Origin of the sequence: Micromonospora violae (assembly GCF_004217135.1) — a bacterium.
Lineage (GTDB): Bacteria > Actinomycetota > Actinomycetes > Mycobacteriales > Micromonosporaceae > Micromonospora > Micromonospora violae.
The window spans coordinates 5,494,113-5,511,595 of record NZ_SHKK01000001.1 but is presented as its reverse complement, the minus strand read 5'-3'; the positions used below and the strand labels follow the sequence as shown (position 1 = coordinate 5,511,595).

16 protein-coding genes and 1 tRNA gene are annotated in these 17,483 nt (G+C 71.6%); 11 read left to right on the top strand and 6 right to left on the bottom strand.

Annotated elements, in window-relative coordinates:
• Positions 1 to 321: 321 nt before the first annotated feature.
• The 6 genes from EV382_RS24705 to EV382_RS24680 all read left to right on the top strand — a co-directional run bounded on the left by EV382_RS24705 (position 322) and on the right by EV382_RS24680 (position 6,071).
• Positions 322 to 1,494 carry a thiolase family protein gene (locus EV382_RS24705; protein WP_130405627.1) on the top strand — a complete coding sequence of 391 codons (1,173 nt, stop codon included), beginning with the start codon at positions 322 to 324 and terminating at the stop codon, positions 1,492 to 1,494.
• Between the two features lie 56 nt (positions 1,495 to 1,550).
• Entirely contained in the window at positions 1,551 to 2,564 is a 1,014-nt protein-coding gene (locus tag EV382_RS24700; RefSeq protein ID WP_130405625.1) for a phosphotransferase family protein, read from the top strand.
• Positions 2,565 to 2,675: 111 nt separating this feature from the next.
• Complete coding sequence (locus EV382_RS24695) at positions 2,676 to 3,182, top strand: hypothetical protein (RefSeq protein ID WP_130405623.1); 507 nt, start codon at positions 2,676 to 2,678, stop codon at positions 3,180 to 3,182.
• A gap of 90 nt (positions 3,183 to 3,272) precedes the next feature.
• Entirely contained in the window at positions 3,273 to 3,965 is a 693-nt protein-coding gene (locus EV382_RS24690; RefSeq protein WP_130405621.1) for a response regulator transcription factor, read from the top strand.
• 28 nt (positions 3,966 to 3,993) lie between these two features.
• Positions 3,994 to 5,415 (top strand): sensor histidine kinase, encoded by a 1,422-nt coding sequence (locus EV382_RS24685; RefSeq protein ID WP_244236991.1) that lies wholly within the window; start codon positions 3,994 to 3,996, stop codon positions 5,413 to 5,415.
• Between the two features lie 56 nt (positions 5,416 to 5,471).
• A complete protein-coding gene (locus EV382_RS24680; protein ID WP_130405617.1) occupies positions 5,472 to 6,071 on the top strand; it encodes a hypothetical protein in 600 nt (199 codons plus the stop codon).
• A 39-nt stretch (positions 6,072 to 6,110) separates the two neighbouring features.
• Here the strand turns inward: EV382_RS24680 and EV382_RS24675 are convergent, their stop codons facing one another.
• Positions 6,111 to 7,712, bottom strand: a complete 1,602-nt coding sequence (locus EV382_RS24675; RefSeq protein WP_130405615.1) for a ricin-type beta-trefoil lectin domain protein — start codon at positions 7,710 to 7,712, stop codon at positions 6,111 to 6,113.
• 124 nt (positions 7,713 to 7,836) lie between these two features.
• Entirely contained in the window at positions 7,837 to 10,083 is a 2,247-nt protein-coding gene (locus tag EV382_RS24670) for an ArnT family glycosyltransferase (RefSeq protein ID WP_165435859.1), read from the bottom strand.
• A gap of 123 nt (positions 10,084 to 10,206) precedes the next feature.
• Here EV382_RS24670 and EV382_RS24665 point away from each other — a divergent pair, with 123 nt between their 5' ends.
• Together EV382_RS24665 and soxR are read left to right on the top strand one after the other, a co-directional pair.
• Complete coding sequence (locus tag EV382_RS24665; protein ID WP_130405613.1) at positions 10,207 to 10,914, top strand: glycosyltransferase family 2 protein; 708 nt, start codon at positions 10,207 to 10,209, stop codon at positions 10,912 to 10,914.
• Between the two features lie 96 nt (positions 10,915 to 11,010).
• Positions 11,011 to 11,484: a redox-sensitive transcriptional activator SoxR gene (gene soxR / locus EV382_RS24660; RefSeq protein ID WP_130405611.1), complete on the top strand. Its 474-nt coding sequence runs from the start codon at positions 11,011 to 11,013 to the stop codon at positions 11,482 to 11,484.
• A 28-nt stretch (positions 11,485 to 11,512) separates the two neighbouring features.
• Here soxR and EV382_RS24655 read toward each other — a convergent pair whose 3' ends face one another.
• Complete coding sequence (locus EV382_RS24655; protein WP_130405609.1) at positions 11,513 to 12,511, bottom strand: NAD(P)H-quinone oxidoreductase; 999 nt, start codon at positions 12,509 to 12,511, stop codon at positions 11,513 to 11,515.
• A 162-nt stretch (positions 12,512 to 12,673) separates the two neighbouring features.
• Between EV382_RS24655 and EV382_RS24650 the strand changes: the two genes are divergently transcribed.
• Positions 12,674 to 12,763 (top strand) — tRNA-Ser (locus EV382_RS24650).
• 95 nt (positions 12,764 to 12,858) lie between these two features.
• On the opposite strand, the gene EV382_RS24645 is transcribed toward EV382_RS24650, so the two are convergent.
• Positions 12,859 to 13,014 (bottom strand): hypothetical protein, encoded by a 156-nt coding sequence (locus EV382_RS24645; RefSeq protein ID WP_165435858.1) that lies wholly within the window; start codon positions 13,012 to 13,014, stop codon positions 12,859 to 12,861.
• Between the two features lie 127 nt (positions 13,015 to 13,141).
• Here EV382_RS24645 and EV382_RS24640 point away from each other — a divergent pair, with 127 nt between their 5' ends.
• Entirely contained in the window at positions 13,142 to 13,684 is a 543-nt protein-coding gene (locus EV382_RS24640; RefSeq protein ID WP_130405605.1) for a YbhB/YbcL family Raf kinase inhibitor-like protein, read from the top strand.
• A gap of 187 nt (positions 13,685 to 13,871) precedes the next feature.
• Here the strand turns inward: EV382_RS24640 and EV382_RS24635 are convergent, their stop codons facing one another.
• Positions 13,872 to 14,582, bottom strand: coding sequence for a class I SAM-dependent methyltransferase (locus tag EV382_RS24635; RefSeq protein ID WP_130405603.1), 711 nt, complete (start codon positions 14,580 to 14,582; stop codon positions 13,872 to 13,874).
• A gap of 213 nt (positions 14,583 to 14,795) precedes the next feature.
• Between EV382_RS24635 and EV382_RS24630 the strand changes: the two genes are divergently transcribed.
• Positions 14,796 to 16,631: a DUF6311 domain-containing protein gene (locus EV382_RS24630; protein WP_130405601.1), complete on the top strand. Its 1,836-nt coding sequence runs from the start codon at positions 14,796 to 14,798 to the stop codon at positions 16,629 to 16,631.
• Between the two features lie 15 nt (positions 16,632 to 16,646).
• Here EV382_RS24630 and EV382_RS24625 read toward each other — a convergent pair whose 3' ends face one another.
• Positions 16,647 to 17,423 (bottom strand): ferric iron reductase, encoded by a 777-nt coding sequence (locus tag EV382_RS24625; RefSeq protein WP_130405599.1) that lies wholly within the window; start codon positions 17,421 to 17,423, stop codon positions 16,647 to 16,649.
• Positions 17,424 to 17,483 lie beyond the last annotated feature (60 nt).

Here is a 17,483-nt window from a genome sequence, read left to right as displayed (position 1 = left end):
GCCCCCGCCCGCGCCCCGCCCGCGTCCCGCCCGCGTCCCGCCCGCGTCCCGCCCGCGCCCCGCCCGCGCCCTGCCCGCGCCCCGCCCGCGTCGATCATGGAGTTGTGGTGCCCCACAAAAGGCGCGAAGCGGGATCTTATGCCCACCACAACTCCATGATCGACGCCAGCGGGGGTCCGGGGTGTCCGTGATCGACGCCAGCGGGGGTCCGGGGTGTCCGTGATCGACGCCAGCGGGAGTCGGGGCCCGTGATCGACGTCGGCGGGGGTGGGGATCGAGTGGCGTAGGATCGGGGTCAGCCTAAGTTACCGGGGAGTAGTTATGAGTGACGCGGTCATTGTCGGCGCGGTACGTACCCCGGTCGGGCGGCGCAAGGGCAGCCTCGCCAGCGTCCACCCGGTCGACCTCTCGGCGCACGTGCTGCGCGCCCTCGCCGAGCGCACCGGGTTCGACCCGGCTCAGGTCGACGACGTCTTCTGGGGTTGCGTGTCCCAGGTCGGCGAGCAGTCGTGGAACATCGCGCGCAACGGCGTACTCGCCGCCGGCTGGCCCGAGACGGTCCCCGGCACCACCCTGGACCGGCAGTGCGGCTCCAGTCAGCAGGCCCTGCACTTCGCCGCCGCGACGGTGCTCTCCGGCCAGGCCGACCTGGTGGTCGCCGGCGGCGTCGAGTCGATGACCCGGGTGCCGATGGGCTCCAGTGTGGCCGACGGCATGCCGTTCAGTGACCAGCTGCGCGCCCGCTACCGGGGTGTCGAGGGCTTCGCCGACGACGCGCCGCTGCCGTTCAACCAGGGGGTCGGGGCCGAGCTGATCGCCGAGCGGTGGCGGCTCTCGCGTACCCAGTTGGACGAGTTCGCGTTGGCCAGCCACGAGAAGGCGGCAGCCGCGCAGGACGCCGGGGCGTTCGATCCGGAGCTGACCCCGGTGCCACTCGGCGACGGTGGCAAGTTCGCCGCCGACGAGGGCATCCGCCGGGAAACCTCACTGGAGAAGCTCGGTGAGCTGGCCACCCCGTTCCGTGCCGACGGTGTGGTGACCGCCGGGTCCGCGTCCCAGATCTCCGACGGTGCCGCGGCCCTCGCGGTGACCACCTCCGACTGGGCCAGTCGGCACGGCCTGCGCCCGCTGGCCCGGATCCACACCGCCGTGGTCGCCGCCGACGACCCGGTCACCATGCTCACCGCGCCCATTCCGGCCACCGCGAAGGCGCTGCGCCGCGCGGGGCTGGGCATCGAGGAGATCGGGGTGTACGAGGTGAACGAGGCGTTCGCCCCGGTGCCGCTGGCCTGGTTGGCGGAGACCGAGGCGGACCCGGAGCGGCTCAACCCGCGCGGCGGTGCGATCGCCCTCGGTCACCCGCTCGGTGGCTCCGGTGCCCGGATCATGACCACCATGCTCCAGCACATGCGGGACAACGGCATCCGCTACGGCCTCCAGACCATGTGCGAGGGCGGCGGCATGGCCAACGCCACCATCGTCGAGCTGGTCTGACGCGGGGCGGGAAAACGCCTCGCCTCGACGCGGAACGGCCGCCTAAGGTGCCCAGCGTGACGACGATCGCCGACGAGCAGGCCCCCGACTGGTCCAGTGAGCAGTGGCAGATGCGGGCCCGATCCTGGGTCGACGCGCAGCTGAGCCGGGCCGGCCGACGGGTGACCGGGTTGGTGGAGCCTCGACTGCGGCCCTGGTCGCTGGTCTGGCGGGTGCCCACCGACGACGGGCCGGTCTGGTTCAAGGCCAACAACCCGGGCACCGTGCACGAGGCGGTCCTGATCGCGGCGCTCGCCGAGGTGACGCCCGACCGGGTGTTGACACCGATCGCGGTGGACCCGGCGCGGGGCTGGTCCCTGCTGCCCGACGGTGGCGAGTCGTTGCGCGACGTGCTGGGGCGTGACCCCGACCTGGCGCACTGGGAGCGGGCGCTGCCCGGGTACGCGGCGCTGCAACTGGCGAGCGCGTCGCGCGCCGCCGAGCTGGTCGCCCGGGGCGTGCCGGATCACCGTCCGGAGGTGCTGGCCGACCTCTTCGCCGAGCTTCTCGACGATCGTGAGGCTCTGCTGATCGGTGCCGAGGGCGGGCTCAGCCCGGAGATGCACGAGCGGCTGCGGGCCGAGGTGCCGTCGTACGCGCAGCGGTGCCGCCGGCTCGCCGACATCGGCATCCCGGCCACTGTGCAACACGACGATCTGCACGACGGCAACGTCTTCGCCGGTGCGGGCGGCTACCGCTACTTCGACTGGGGTGACGCTTCGGTGGCGCACCCGTTCGGCACGCTGCTGGTGACCCTGCGTTCCATCCGGTACGCCAGCAAGGGCGCCGCCGACGACGCCCAGTTGGCCCGGTTGCGCGACGCGTACCTGGAGGCGTGGACCGACCGGTACGACCGCCGGACCCTCGTGGAGGCCGCCGACCTCGCGATCAGCCTGGGGCCGGTGAGCCGTTCGCTCTCCTGGCGTCGGGCACTGGACACCGCCGAGGCGTCCCGCGCCGAGTACGCCGACGCGGTGCCCGGCTGGCTGGAGGAGCTGTACGCCGCCAGTCCACTTCAGCCCGACGCCTGACCACGATCCGTCCGAGTCGGAAGTCGGACAGGCAGTGCGACGGGCGGCGTGGAACTTCCAAAAATCCCGCGTGACCCACGTCACCCCGCTGGGGAGGTCGTTGGGCAGGTCATGGACGTCTTCTCCCGAACGTTCCTCCCGGCCGCCGCTGAGGCTGGCCTGGCCATGCAGACGGTGAGCCGGCACATGCCGGTCTTCCGACGCTGCGTCGGCTCCGGTGACGCCACCATCCTGGTCACCCGTTGCAGCCGCCCCGACCGTCCGGTCACCGGCGACTACCTGTTACTGCTCACCCACCGCCGGCTGGTGGTGACCCAGCAGACGCGCCTCCTGCACCGACTGCGCCTGCACCTCAACACCGAGCTCCGCGAGCTGAGCAACGTCACCTGGAGCCCGGACCCGCGGCTCCAGTCGGTCGAGATGGCGGCCACCGCGATCGACGGGATCCGCGAGCGGTTCCTGATCCGGACCAGCCACCCGAAGCAGGTCTGGCAGCTCGACGCGTTGCTCAACCAGGCGTTCCGCACCCGTCTGCGGCCCACCGGCGCGCGGGTCGTCGCCAGCATCCGTGACACACCGGCCGTCGCGCGGCCCGAGGTGTTCGCCCCGTCCTGGTGAGCTGACACCTCATCGGGCGGCGCAGCGCCTTTACCGAACCCGAACACGCGCCGATCGCGCCGCGCCGACCGGGTCGGCAATCATGGGCCGGTGACCGTCGAACCGCCGCATCGCGGGCTCGTCCTCGTCGTGGAGGACGAGCCGGCCATCGCCGACCTGGTCCGGCTCTACCTCACCCGGGACGGGTTCGGCGTCCACCTGGAACGTGACGGCGAGGGCGGTCTGCGCGCGGCCCGCCGGTTGCGCCCGGTGGCCTGCGTCCTGGACATCGCGCTGCCGGGTCTGCCCGGCACCGAGATCTGCCGGCGGCTGCGCGAGGCCGGCGACTGGACCCCGGTCATCTTCCTCACCGCCCGGGACGACGAGGTGGACCGGATCGTCGGCCTGGAGTTGGGCGCCGACGACTACGTCACCAAGCCGTTCAGCCCACGGGAGCTGGTCGCCCGGGTGCGCGCGGTGCTGCGCCGATCCGCCGGCGGTCCGGAGGGCGCGGACCGGCCACGTGTCGTCGGCCCGGTGACGCTCGACCCGGCCCGCCGCACGGTCACCGCCGCCGGCGCCCCGGTGCACCTCACCTCCACCGAATTCGACCTGCTGGCCCACCTGATGGCCCGGCCCGGCCGGGTCTTCACCCGGGAGGAGCTGCTGGCCGGGGTCTGGGGTTACGCGGCGCACGCCGGCACCCGGACGGTGGACGTGCACGTCGCCCAGGTACGCGCCAAGCTCGGCCCAGCGAGCGTGATCCGCACCCATCGCGGCGTGGGGTACGCGGTCGATGCCTGACCAACCCCGGCACGTCGAGTCGCCGACCATGGCCCTGCCGGTGGTCGGCACCGGCGCACCCCGACGAGGCCGATTCGGTCGTACGCTCACCGCCCGCGCGGTGCTCGTCACCTGCACGGTGGCGCTGGTGTCGGTGCTGGTCACCGCCATCGTCGCGGTGCCGTTGGCAATCCGTGGCGCGGAGCGTAGCGAGCAGCGGGCCCTCGCCGCCCAGGCCCGGCTCGCGGCCGAGGTGCTGCGGACCCGCCTCGACCGGGGCCGCACCACCGACGAGGAGCGGCTCATCCAACAACTGCGTGACCAGGGCATCGACGCGTACCTGATCCGGAGCGGTGCGGTCGATCGGCCGGGTCTGCCACCCCGGGTGGTGCAGCGGGTCGGGCAGGGCCGCAACGTGTCGGCCCGCCGCTCGGTCAACGGCGCGCGCGCCCTGGTCGAGGGTCGGGCGCTGCCCGGCGGCAACGGGGTGGTGCTCTCCCGCCCCCTGGCCACCGGGCTGGGGGCCCGGGTGCTGCTCAGTCTCTGGTTGCCGCTGCTGGCCGGTTTGACCGCCGGTGTGGTGGCCGGGCTGCTGCTGGCCCGCCGGCTGGCCCGGCCGATCCGGGTAGCGGCCACCGCCGCCGCCCGACTGCGCGCGGGTGATCGGGCCGTCCGGGTGCCGGTCGAGCCGCCCGATGAGGTCGCCGACCTGGCCGAGGCGTTGAACGGGCTGGCCGCCGCGCTGGCCACCAGTGAGGGCCGACAGCGGGAGTTCCTGCTCTCCGTCTCGCACGAGCTGCGCACCCCGTTGACCGCGATCCGGGGGTACGCCGAAGCGCTCGCCGACGGGGTGCTCGGTGCCGACGACACGGTGGACACCGGTCGGACGGTGCTGGCCGAGGCCCAACACCTGGACCGGCTGATCGGTGACCTGCTGGCACTGGCCCGGCTGGAGGCCGTCGACTTCCCCCTCGAACCGGTGCCGGTGGACCTGACCCAACTGGCCCTGGACGCGGAGCCGACCTGGTCCGGCCGGTGCGCCGCGGTGGGTGTGCCATTGCGGGTGGAGACGCCCGGTCGGCCGGTGCCCGCGTACACCGATCCGGGGCGGATCCGGCAGGTGCTGGACGGGCTGCTGGAGAACGCGCTGCGGGTCGTACCCCCGGGGTCGCCGGTGGTGCTCGCGGTCCGCCCGGTCGGCGCGGACCCGGCGCACGGCGGCGTGGTCGAGGTCCGCGACGGCGGGCCCGGCTTCACCGACGACGACCTGGCGGTGGCGTTCGAGCGCGGTGCGCTGCACGAGCGTTACCGGGGGGTGCGCAAGGTGGGCAGCGGCCTGGGGTTGGCGCTGGCCGCCGGCCTGGTCCGTCGCCTGGGCGGGGAGATCGCCGCAGGACACGCGCCGGAGGGTGGTGCCGCCTTCACGGTCCGGCTGCCCGGTGATCCTTACCTGACCCGAACATCGGCTTGACGCTCCGCTCGTCGTTGCCGGGGAGGCTGAGGCTCCACTGACAGAGAGGGAGAGTCATGCCACGTTGGGGTATCGCCACCGGCACCACGGCACTGCTCGCGGCCGTCGCGCTCGGCGTCAGCGGCTGCGGCGCGGCCGAGGTGGCCAGCCAGCCCGCCCGGGAGACCGCCGTCGAGGTCGCCGCCGCCATGGGGGTCGAGGGTCAGGCGCTGACCGCGATGGGCTTCGACGCCGACGACCTGGACGTGCAGACCGTCGCCGCACCGGCCACCCCGACGCCGGGCGCGTCCCCCACGGCGCAGGAGAAGGCCCGGGAGAAGCGCGGCGAGGAGTGGCGCAAGCGCCGCCAGGCCCGGGTGCTGCTGCGCCGGAACACCCTGCACGGCGAGGCGGTGGTGAAGACCAGGGACGGCGGTACGCAGACCGTCGCCGTGCAGCGCGGCGAGGTGACCGCCATCGACGGCGACTCGATGACCGTCACCTCCACCGACGGGTTCACCATGACCTGGACCTTCGGTGACGACCTGCGGGTGGTCGAGCGCCGGGCCACCGTGCAGGCCAGCGACGTGAAGGTCGGTACGACGCTCGGCGTCGCCGGGGCGAAGGACGGCGATAAGGGCGTGGCCCGGCTCATCCTCATCCCCCGCGCCAAGTGAGCGCAGGGGCCCTGGTGGACGCCAGGGCCCCTGCCCTCGTCAGTAGACGCGGGAGCCGATGAAGTCGTCGTGACCGTAGCCGACCGGGTTGGCGGCGGTACGGGCCTCGTACGACCACTGTTGCCGGGTGCTGCTTCCGCAGGTGGCCAGCCGCAGCCGGGAGCCGCCCAGCAACGGGTTGTCGAACGCCACGCAGAGGTTGGTGGCGTTCGCCGGCCTGATCTGGTTACCCATGAAGACGAACTGCTGTGCGCCGGTTCCGTTGCAGTTGTAGATGTTGACCGCGGTGCCGGCGGTCATCGCGCTGTTGGCGACGTCCAGGCATCGGTCGTGGGACAACTCCGAGTGCAGCGAGCGGCGTGTCGAGTCGTACCAGAACCCCTGGTTACGCCCACCGTGGCAGGAGTACGGCTGTTGGATGGTGCCGTTGCGGGAGTCGTACCCCTTGCCGTCGACGCAGGTGTTGGTGGCGAGGTTGCGCAGTTGCTTGAACTCCAGCAGCCCCGGGTAGAGCACGCCACTGCCGGTGCTGGCCGGGTCGACGCAGCTGGCCCGCGTCTGCCCGGAGTTCCAGAACTGGGTGATGCACTGGGCGAACATGCCGTGCCCACGGGCGTTGGGGTGGAACGACTGGCGGGCGGCGTTCTCGTTCCAGATGCCGACCTCGATGTAGAGACCGCGGACCGAGGTGTTGTCGGTGCACACCTCGTGCCCGTGGAAGAGGCGGCTGGCGTCCAGGTAGCGGGTGCCGGTGTTCGCCGCGGCGGAGCGCAGCGCCGACTCGAACATCGGCACCGCCTTGTTCCGGGCGAACGCGGCGTCGGCCAGGTAGAGCAGGCAGCCGCCGGAGTACCAGCCGGGGAAGTTCGGGTTGTCCTCCACGTCCGGGCTGCCGGGGCTCGGGTACGACATCAGCACCAGTTCGTAGTCCGTGCGCAGGTAGCCGGCTCTGGTCATGGTCTGCCGGATGTCGGTGAGCGCCGCCTCGACGGCCTGCCGGCTGCCGTCGGTACGGATCGACCACTGGTCGGTGTAGGTGGGGTAGCAGGCGCCCTGGAAGAAGACCCGGCGGATGGCGCAGTCGGTGGCGACCGGACCGAACTGGATGGTGCCGTCGCCGTTCGCGCCGACCACCACCCAGATCAGCTTCACGTGCGTGTTGCGCGCCTTGATGCCCAGGTAGTCGCCCTGGTTCAGCTCGTTGTGCTGGGTCGGTCCGCCGGCGATCAGGTTCCAGGGAGTGGCGCCGGAGCAGGCGATGTTGTACTGCGCGTCCGAGGTGATGCCGGTGCGGAACAGCGCCTGGTCGTACGAGCGGTCGCACCAGTTGCCGTCCTGGTGGGTGCCGGGGACGTAGTTGCCGACCCCCTCGCCGGAGATCTCGCTGTCACCCATGGTGATCAGCGAGGTGCGGCGCTGTTCGATCGGGCGGATCGCCGGGCTGCCGTAGAGGGCGGTCGCCTCGGTGGCCCGGATGGCTTCCAGGTTGGCGGGGAGTGGTTGGACGGTCGGTCGGTCGGCGGCGGTGGCGGGGGTGGCCGGTCCGGCGAGCATCGGTAGGACGAGAGCGGCGACGGCGACGGCGACGGTAATGGCCCGTCGTCGGGTCGCGCGTTCGGGCCTGGCGGGGGTAGCAGGCATCGACGCACTCCTTTCGGCTCAATCGCGGGACGTCGATTGAGTTACCCGACGGTAATGTGCGGATCAATAGATGTGAATGCGCCTCAGATCCTTGCGCGCGGGCTGCAGAACCGCTCGGATCGGACTATCCGGGCGGCAGGGCGTAGCCGACGTAGTCCCGGAACTCCAGCCGCCAGCCGGCCGGGACGAGTTTGGCGCACGCCGTCCTGCTGCCGGTGCAGACGATCGCGTCGACCGAGGAGGGATCGGCGGGCGGTCGTTCCGGCAGCACCGACTGCAACGCCACCAGGTCCGGTGCGCCACCGTCGGGCTGCCGCAACAGCAGCCACCACGGGTACTCCCAGTTGTCGTTCTGCTGCACCAGCCCGATCCGCCGTGCACCGCTGTTCCGCACCGCCTCGGCCGCCCAGCGGAACTCGTCGGCCCACTGTGGGCGTCGCAGGAACCGGGTGTCCCAGTCCGAGGTGGTGAAGACCGAACCGGCACCGACCAGCCGGCGCGGGAACCCGTACGACAGCGCCAGCACCCCGGCCAGCGCCGAGGCGGCCAACATGCTGACGGCCACCACGACGGCCACCGAACGGCCGCGGCCAGCGGTTGCCGCACCCACTGCCGGTACGGCGTCATCCGCGCGGCGGCGCAGTAGCGCGTCCAGCCAGAGGCCGGCGACGGGCACGGCGAGCACCACCGCGTAGAGCAGCAGCCGGTTGCCCCACGGCTGCCACTTGATCATCGCGGTGTGCAGCAGCGCGGCGGTCAGCATCACCACGGCGTACGCCCGCAGCGACCCGGCCCGTTCGGGCGCGATCCGTCGTGGTCGGGCGAGCGCGATCACCACGCCGATCACCGCCAACGCCCCGGCCAGCGGAAACGCCACCCGGTCCTCGTCCGGATACCAGGCTGGCTCCGGGAAGAGCTCTCGACCGAAGGTGATGGCGCGGTCCTGCGGGTCGACCCCGATCGCCTCCGCGCCGCTGATGATCACTTCGGCGCCGGTCCGGCGCAGGGGCGCCAGCGGCGTGTCGAACGCGGTGTGCCCGATCCGCAGCGCGTTGACGACTATCGACGCCGGGTCGTGCCGTTCCATCGGAATGGACTCGCGCAGTCGCGGAGGCCCCAACGGGTGCCCGAACTCGGCGGTCACCCGGGCCAGGAACGGGCCGACCACCACGGCCGTGACCGCCAGGATCAGCACCGAACCGCCGACCGTACGGGCCAGCCCGCCGACCGACCAGGACCGCCGACCCCGACCCGCCGCTGCCGTGTTCGTCGCTGCGGCCTGCTCGTTCCGGGCCAGCCTGAGCTGGGCCAACCCCCAGAGCACCAGCAGCGGACCCACCGCGATCAGGCCGCTGGTCTTGGTCACCGCGGTCAGCCCGGTGGCCGCCCCCAGCCCGAGCAGCGTGCCCCAACCGGTCCGTCGCCGCAGCCCGTCCAGCACCAGGGTCGCGGCGCAGGCCACCCACGCCGCGCAGATCAGATCGGTCTGCGTGCTGGTCGCCTGGAGCACCACCATCGGCGTGGTCGCCAGCACGAACGCGGTGAGCAACTGGGCCCGGCGCCCCCCGCCGAGCTGCGCGGTGATCCGCGCGGCCACCAGGAGGCAGACCACTCCGGCCGCCCACTGCACCAGGTTGTGCAGGTGATCCCCGCCGGTGAGCAGACGGAGGTGCAGCAGCAGGTACTCGGCTCCGGGTGGGATGGTCACCTGCCGATGGATGGCGGTGGGCCAGAAGTCCAGGTCACCCTGGGCCACCCAGTGCTCGACCTTGGGCAGGTGATAGGTCTGCGAGTCGAAGTTGTTCGGCTCGGCCAGCACCGCGACCAGCAACTCCACCAGAACCAACCCGGCGATCGTGCCGGCGAGGAGCCGCTCGCCCGGTCGGGCCGTACGCCAGGCGTCGACCGCCACGGCCAGCAGGCCGGCTGGCCGGCGGGCCGGCGCGGGGTCGGCTGCGCCCGCACCGAGCCCGGCGGACGGAGCGGACACGTCGGCACTGCCACCGGACACCACCGCGCCGACCGGCACCGGCGCAGCACCGACCGGCACCGGCGTAGCGCCGACAGATCGGGGTGCGGCGGCGGGCGGCTGCCCGAGGCGGGTCCCCCGTCGCCAGCGCAGACCGGCCGCCGTCGCGGCAGCGGCGAGGAAGAGGAGCCAGGCGACGGCGAACGCCGGTCGGGTCAGCGCGTGTGCCGCGCCGAGCACCTCGACGACCAGCACGGCGTAGGCCCCGCTGAGGAGGACGGCGCGCACCACGGCGAGCCGCAGTGGTGCCACCGCCCGAGCCTCGCGGGGCCTCGCCGCGACGGTGAGCAGGAGCACTGCGGCGGCGGGAACCGCCGCGAGCAGGGAGCCGGCAGCCGACATGGCGGAAGTAAACACCATTGATCTGAACTCGCCGCATCGACTGCCCAGCGGTGGCGGTACGCGGTGAACAAACCAACCAGGCTAGGCTATGCCCGACGTGTTGCCGCCACCGTGGAGATTCCCGTGAAGCTCTCGATCCTCATGCCGGTCTACAACGAGGAAGAACGCATCGCGGATGCCCTCAAGCAGGCACTGGCGGTGGACTACCCCTGCGAGATCGAGCTGGTCGTCGTCGACGACGGCAGCCGGGACGGCACCGGCGAGGTCCTCGGTCGCGCCGACGACGCGCGCCTGCGGGTCATCACCCACCAGCGCAACGCCGGCAAGGGTGCCGCCATCAAGACGGCGGTCGACAGCGCCGAGGGCGACTACATGGTCATCCTCGACGCCGACCTGGAGTACGACCCGCAGGACATCCCCAAGCTGCTCGACCCGGTGCTCGACGGGCGGGCCACGGTGGTCTACGGCAATCGCACCTTCGGCAGCCACAGCGCCTACAGCTTCTGGTACGTGATGGGCAACAAGGGCGTCACGATGGCGGCCAACGTGCTGTTCAACTCGTACATCGGTGACCTGGAGACCTGCTTCAAGCTGATGCCGGTGGCCCTCTACCGGTCGCTTGAGGTGCGCTCGCGCGGCTTCGGCATGGAGGCTGAGGTGACCGGCAAGCTGCTGCGTCGCCGGATCCGCCCGTACGAGGTGCCGATCAGCTACCGGGCGCGCGGCCGGGAAGAGGGCAAGAAGATCACCTGGAAGGACGGCGTCGAGGCGATCTGGATCCTCGGGCGTGAGCGCGCTCGCCGCCGCCCTGTCGCCCCAGCCGCCAACTGATCCGCAGGCACGCGCCGGCGCTGCTGTCGGTGGTCGGTGCCCCGGTCCTGGCACTACTGTTTGAGTTGAAGTCCACTTCAACTCAAGGACCTGGTGATGCCGGAATCGTTGACGATCGGTGAGCTGTCCGCTCGCTCCGGGGTGGCGCCGTCGGCGCTGCGCTACTACGAGCGACTCGGGCTGATCCGCGCCGACCGCACCGGCGGCAACCAGCGCCGATACGCCCGCGCCGAGCTGCGCCGGGTCGCCTTCATCCGGATCTCCCAGCAGGTCGGCGTGTCGCTCGACGAGATCCGGGCGGCACTGGACTCGCTCCCCGAGGCCCGCACGCCCAGCCCGCAGGACTGGGCTCGGCTCTCGGCGAGCTGGCGTACCCGCCTGGACGAGCGGATCCGACTGCTCACCAGGCTCCGCGACGACCTGGACGGCTGCATCGGCTGCGGCTGTCTGTCCTTGCAGCGCTGCACCCTCAACAACCCGGGCGACACGCTGGGCGGTGAGGGTCCGGGCGCCCGCCTGGTGCTGCCCCGACCGGAAGAGGATCCCACCCCAGCGGGCTCGCTCACCTGACCGCCGACCCGCCCGGCGGGCGGCGTCCTCAGCTGACCGCCGACCCACCACCCGGCGGGCGGGTGAGCAGCACCTTGCCGAAGTGATCGCTCGACTCGACGAGCCGGTGCGCCTCCGCCGCCTCGGTCATCGGCAGCCGCCGGTCCACGATCGGCCGGATCCGGCCCGCCTCGACCAACGGCCACACCTCGTCCCGTACGCCCTGGACGATCTCCGCCTTCTCAGCGAGCGGTCGGGACCGTAGCGACGTCGCGCTGACACTCGCCCGCTTGGCCAACAACGCGCCGAGATCCAACTCGGCCTTGCGCCCACCCTGCATCCCGATCACCACGAGCCGACCGCCGGTCGCCAGCGCGGAGACGTTCCGCCCCAGGTAGGACCCGCCCATGATGTCGAGAATGACGTCCACGCCGCGCCCGTCGGTGACCCGCCGAACCTCCTCGACGAAGTCCTGCTCCCGGTAGTCGATCAGGTGTGCCGCGCCCAGCTCGCGCAACCGGGCGTGCTTGTTCTCCCGCGCGGTGGTCAGCACGGTCACGCCGAGCGCCGCCCCGAGCTGGATGGCGAAGGTGCCGATCCCGCTACCACCGCCGTGCACCAGCAGCGTGTCGCCGGTGCCGAGCCGGGCCACCTGGATCAGGTTCGACCAGACCGTACAGGCCACCTCCGGCAGCGCCGCCGCGTCGACCGGGTCGCACGCTGGCACCGGCAGCAACTGCCCGGCGGGGACCGCGACCCGCTCCGCGTACCCGCCGCCGGCCAGCAGCGCGCAGACCTGCTGCCCGACCGCCCACCCGGCAACCTCCGCGCCCACCACGGTGATCACCCCAGAGCATTCCAACCCGGGGTACGCGGACACTCCGGGCGGGGGCGGGTAGTGCCCCTGCCGTTGCAGCAGGTCAGCCCGGTTCACCCCACTCGCCCGCACGTCTACGATCACCTCGTTCGGGCCCGGCTCCGGGTCGGGCACCTCGGCCCAGACCAGCGCGTCGGGTCCACCTGGCTGCGGGATGGTGATGGCTCGCATGAGGCCAGTCTTCCCGATCTCACCGGGTGCCGCAGGCGCACCGTCCGGCCCACTGTGGACGTGCCCGACTGCCCGGGCCGGCGCACCGGGGAGGGACGCCGAGCCGCCCGGAGCGAGCCGTGGCAGACTGTGCGTGGCCGTACGCCTGCGGGTGGCGGCCCAGGAGGGTTCGCCTAGTGGCCGATGGCGCTGGTCTTGAAAACCGGTAAGGCAGCGATGTCTTCGTGGGTTCGAATCCCACACCCTCCGCCACCAACCGGGGTTGATCGACTCAGGTTTCAGGATGTTGGGGTGCTCGCGCTGTGCGGATGCCGCGGTTTCCTGAGAGTCGACTCTGAGCGGCCTGGTCACTGCGGCGGGTCGGTGGTCCCGCGTTCCTGGCGGATCGTCTCCTCGGCCAGTCGCTCGACCGCGCGTCGGCGTTCGTCGGCGATGGCTCGCTCGTCCCGGCGGCGGAACGCGGTGAGGACGGCTACCACGAAATCCCGCCAGATGCCGGCCACGATGTCCCCCTGAGGACGTTGCCCGAACTCCACCGTAGCTCCGGAAAACCACCGTGCTGGTCGTCGGAACGGACACAGCGGGGTAAGAAGGGGCTGGTATCTCCGCACATCGGAAGGACGCGTCCCCATGACCCTGGAACGACCGATCGCCCCGGACCCGTACGAGCTGCTGCCGACGCTGCCCTCGTTCACGCTGACGAGCGACGACGTGCAGAACGGCGAGCCGATGGACGCCCGGCACGCCCATGGCAGCACCGGGGGTGACAACGTCTCGCCGCACCTGACCTGGTCAGATTTCCCCGCCGAGACGAAGAGCTTCGCGGTGACCTGCTTCGACCCGGACGCGCCGACCGGCAGCGGTTTCTGGCACTGGGTGCTCGTGAACGTGCCGGCCAGCGTCACCCAGTTGCCCAGTGGTGCCGGTGGCGCGGCGGGCAGCGACCTCGGCGGGGCGTTCTCGGTTCGCAACGACTACGGCGAGCAGGGTTACGGCGGGGCGGCTCCGCCGGCCGGCGACCGCCCGCACCGGTACGTCTTCGCCGTGCACGCCCTGGACGTCGACCGCCTGGACGTGACCCCCGACGCCACCCCGGCCTACGTCGGCTTCAACCTCACGTTCCACACCCTGGCCCGAGCAGTGATCCGCCCGACCTACCAGATCAAGGGCTAACCCCGCCCGCCCCACCTCGCCCCCGCTCTGGTCGATCATGGAGTTGTGGTGGGTGACAAAAAACCTGTCACGCACCAAACCGGGCACCACAACTCCATGATCGACCCGGGACAGGGGGTGACCCGGTGCAGGGGGCGGGGCGGGGCCGGGGACGGCGCGGGGGCGAGGCCGGCGCTGGGGTTCGGATTTAGGCGGGGACGCGGGCTACGGCGAAGACGGACTGGCCGAACGGCGGAAGGACGAGCTGCTCGGCGGCCTTGGTGGCGGGCAGGACGATGGTGTCGTACACCTTGACCATCGGGCCCTCCTTCGGCATCAGCCGGAAGACCTTGGTGGCCATGAAGTAGCCGATCAGCCCGAGCGCGTTGGCGTAGTGGATCTTCTCGACGGTCAGGCCGGCTTCAGTCATCGCCGCGCTGAGCGTCTTCTTCGTGTAGCGGCGGACGTGCCCGGTGGCGATGTCGGCCGGGCCCATCGCGAACTGGAACGCCGGCACGATGATGATCACGTTGCCGCCGGGCCGGACCAGGTCGCGCATGCTGCGCAGCGCGCCCACGTGGTCCTCGATGTGCTCCAGGACGTTGTACGACACTGCGGCGCTGTAGTCGCCCTGGTCGTTGTGGGGCAGCAACATCTGTCGGACGTCGATGTTCGGGCGGTCGGCGAGGCGCTCCTTGAGCTGCACCAGCCGGTCCGGGTCAGCCTCGGTGGCGGTGAACCGGGGCAGTCGCTCCGACCATTCCAACGCGTAGTCACCAAGGCCACTGCCGATCTCGATCGGGTCGTCGCCGAGGTAGGGCACGGCCAGCTCGATGAACCAGCGGCGGTGGTTGACAGCGGTTGCCAGGCCTTCCAGCACCTCGGACTGAACGCGCTGATCCCCAGTGATTTCTGCCATGCGTCGATTCCTCACGATATGAACTCGACCCGTGCCTGGACCGACAGAGTGAATCATCCGCTGGGACGGCGAAAGAATCGGGGCATCGGGGTGGCCGAATTGTGGTCGGGGGGTGGGGTTCGTGATCGGCGGTCGGCGAACCCGGCACATAGTACGGCAGTACCCCGAAACATGTCACGTCGGTGCCATACGCTGACTACCCTATGAATTGTCATGACTACTCCTGAACCGGACGTGCCCAGCGACGGCGACGAGCCGGCCGCCGCGCCGTCGACGGAGGGGGTCTCCCGTGCCGTTCGGCCTTCCCGCAGGGGGAAGTGGGTCGATCTGGTTGCGGTGCTGAGCTTCGTGGTGCTCGGCTTCTGGGTCACCTGTCGACTGTGGTTGGACCCGGGCAGCGATGTACGGGACAACCAGACCGATCAGTCGCAGTTCGAATGGATGATGGCCCACGGTACACGAGTCGTCACGCACTTTGCGTATCCGTTTCACTCCAATCAGATGAACGTGCCAGACGGCGTGAATTTAATGGCTAATACGTCCGTATTATCCATTTCATTGCCAATGACGCCGATCACCCTACTATTTGGACCGCGCGCAGCATTCCTGGTCTTTCTCACCGCTGGCATGATCGCCACCGCCACGGCCTGGTATTTCCTGCTCTCCCGGGTTCTGATCGGCAGCCGGGGGCCGGCATGGCTGGGCGCCGGCTTCTGCGCGTTCGCGCCGGCCATGGTGTCGCACGCCAATGGACACCCGAACATCGTGTCGCAGTTCGTCGTCCCGTTGATCATCTGGCGCACGCTGCGGCTCGGCGATTCCGGCCGCTGGCTGCGCAACGGGGTCCTCCTCGCGCTGGTCATCGTCTGGCAGGCGTTCCTCAACCTGGAGATCCTGCTGATGACCGCGATCGGGCTCGGCGTGATCGTCGTTGTGCTCGCCCTCGGCCGCCCGGAACTGCGGGCGCGGGCCCGGTCCTTCCTCGCCGGGCTGGCCGTCGCCGCCGTGGTCGCGGGGCTCCTGCTGGCGTACCCCCTCTACGTCCAGTTCTTCGGACCGGACGCGTACTCCGGGCTGTCCCGCCTGATCCGCGGCTACTCCAGCGACCTGGCCTCGTTCGTCGCGTACTCCCGGGAATCGCTCGCCGGGAGCGCGCGCACCGCCGCGGGCCTGGCCAAGAACCCGACCGAGGAGAACAGCTTCTTCGGTTGGGCGCTGACGGTGCTGGTGATCGCCCTGGTCTGGTGGCTGCGCCGCTCGATTGTGGTGCTCGCGCTGGCCGCGCTCGGGTTGCTCTTCGCGGTGCTCTCGCTGGGTCGGGAGGTCCGCTTCGACAACCGGGGCACCGGTGTGCCGGGCCCGTGGGCGGCGCTGGAGAACCTGCCCATCCTGCACTCGGTGGTGCCGACCCGCTGGGCGCTGGCGATCACCCCGATCATCGGGCTGCTGCTGGCCTACGGCGCCGAACGTGCCCGCGAGTTGGCCGGCGCGCACCCGATCGCCCGGGGGCAGGTCCGCTTCGTCGCCGCCACGGTTCTCACGATGGCCCTGTTGCCGCTCCTCCCCACTCCCCTGCCGGTTGCTCGCCCCGACCCGATCCCCACCTTCGTGACCAGTGGGGCCTGGCGGCCGTACGTGGCGGGTGGGCGCAGTGTGGTGGCCCTGCCGTTGCCGGACAGCACGTACGCGGAGCCGCTGCGCTGGTCCGCGGCGACCCGGTTGGACATGCCGCTGGCCCGCGGTTACTTCCTCGGTCCGGACACCCGACCGAGCGCCGACCCGCCGAAGGTCGCGCTGTTCGGTGCGGTTCCCCGCCCCACCAGCAGCTTCTTCGCCACCATCCGGCGCACCGGTGCGGTGCCGCCGATCACGCCGCAGAGCCGGGTGCGAGCGGTCGACGACCTGCGCTACTGGAGGGCCGGGGTGGTCATCCTCGGGCCACGCGAGCACGAGGGGGCGCTGCGCCGGGGCATGACCGAGCTGACCGGGATCCAACCGGTCTTCACCGGCGGCGTGTGGGTGTGGGACGTCCGGTCGTTGACCGACTGAGCCGGGCGGGCCCGGCTAGCGGACGCAGCAGCCCTGGCAGACCTTCGGCCGGGGCAGGGTGAAGGCGAGGCAGCAGGTGCGGCGCTGCACGGTCGGCTCACCGGCCGGCCCGGGCACCAACTCGATCAGGTCGGTCAGGTCGAGCGCGCCGAGCAGGGTGTCGATGCTCTGCACCGTGGATCCGGGCAGACCGTCCGCGGCCCGCAGGATGCCGTGCGCGATGCCGGAGGCGACCGAGCCGAGCAGCGTCCGGGTGCCTACCCGAACCTCGGACTGGATCGCGGTGATGAGCGGCGCCAGGTGGGCGTCGAGCAGTGACCCGCGCAGTGCGGCCAGCAGCTCGGCCTCGTCGGCGACGACCCGCACCTCTGGCAGGCCGGCGAGCGCCAGCGGATCGTTCGGCAGCACCGCCACGGTGGTGCCCCGGCGCAGGCCCATGGTGAGCAGCTGCCGGTGGTCCTCGAAGTGGATCAGCAGGTCAGTTGGGTGGAGCAGCGGCACCCTCCTGGCGGACGCCCAGCCGAGCACGACCGGCAGCGCGGCCCAGTAGCTGTACGACTTCCAGGCCAGCGCGGCGCAGGCGTGCGGGGTGCCGCCCCAGCGGACGGCGGCACCGCGCAGCAGCTCCGGCAGGCGACTGCCGTCGATCAGGGTGGTGGCGGGCGTCCAGCCGAACTCGTCGTCGACCAGCAGGCCCCGGGCGAGCCCGGGGAGGTCGTCGGTGCCGAACATGGCCCGGAGCGCTGCGGTGATGGGGGCGAGCGGCGCGGTGGCGGCCTGCTGCCGTGGCATCACCGCTGTCACCTGAGCGCCCCCCGTCTGTGTGACCGAGGAGTGTGCCCCGGCGGACGA

Excerpts from the sequence above, each read along its gene's own strand:
- EV382_RS24705 (WP_130405627.1), top strand. The coding sequence starts at position 322 with ATGAGTGACGCGGTCATTGTCGGCGCGGTACGTACCCCGGTCGGGCGG.
- EV382_RS24695 (WP_130405623.1), top strand. The coding sequence starts at position 2,676 with ATGGACGTCTTCTCCCGAACGTTCCTCCCGGCCGCCGCTGAGGCTGGC.
- EV382_RS24685 (WP_244236991.1), top strand. The coding sequence starts at position 3,994 with ATGGCCCTGCCGGTGGTCGGCACCGGCGCACCCCGACGAGGCCGATTC.
- EV382_RS24680 (WP_130405617.1), top strand. The coding sequence starts at position 5,472 with ATGCCACGTTGGGGTATCGCCACCGGCACCACGGCACTGCTCGCGGCC.
- EV382_RS24675 (WP_130405615.1), bottom strand. The coding sequence starts at position 7,712 with ATGCCTGCTACCCCCGCCAGGCCCGAACGCGCGACCCGACGACGGGCC.
- EV382_RS24670 (WP_165435859.1), bottom strand. The coding sequence starts at position 10,083 with ATGTCGGCTGCCGGCTCCCTGCTCGCGGCGGTTCCCGCCGCCGCAGTG.
- soxR (WP_130405611.1), top strand. The coding sequence starts at position 11,011 with ATGCCGGAATCGTTGACGATCGGTGAGCTGTCCGCTCGCTCCGGGGTG.
- EV382_RS24655 (WP_130405609.1), bottom strand. The coding sequence starts at position 12,511 with ATGCGAGCCATCACCATCCCGCAGCCAGGTGGACCCGACGCGCTGGTC.
- EV382_RS24640 (WP_130405605.1), top strand. The coding sequence starts at position 13,142 with ATGACCCTGGAACGACCGATCGCCCCGGACCCGTACGAGCTGCTGCCG.
- EV382_RS24635 (WP_130405603.1), bottom strand. The coding sequence starts at position 14,582 with ATGGCAGAAATCACTGGGGATCAGCGCGTTCAGTCCGAGGTGCTGGAA.
- EV382_RS24630 (WP_130405601.1), top strand. The coding sequence starts at position 14,796 with ATGACTACTCCTGAACCGGACGTGCCCAGCGACGGCGACGAGCCGGCC.
- EV382_RS24625 (WP_130405599.1), bottom strand. The coding sequence starts at position 17,423 with ATGCCACGGCAGCAGGCCGCCACCGCGCCGCTCGCCCCCATCACCGCA.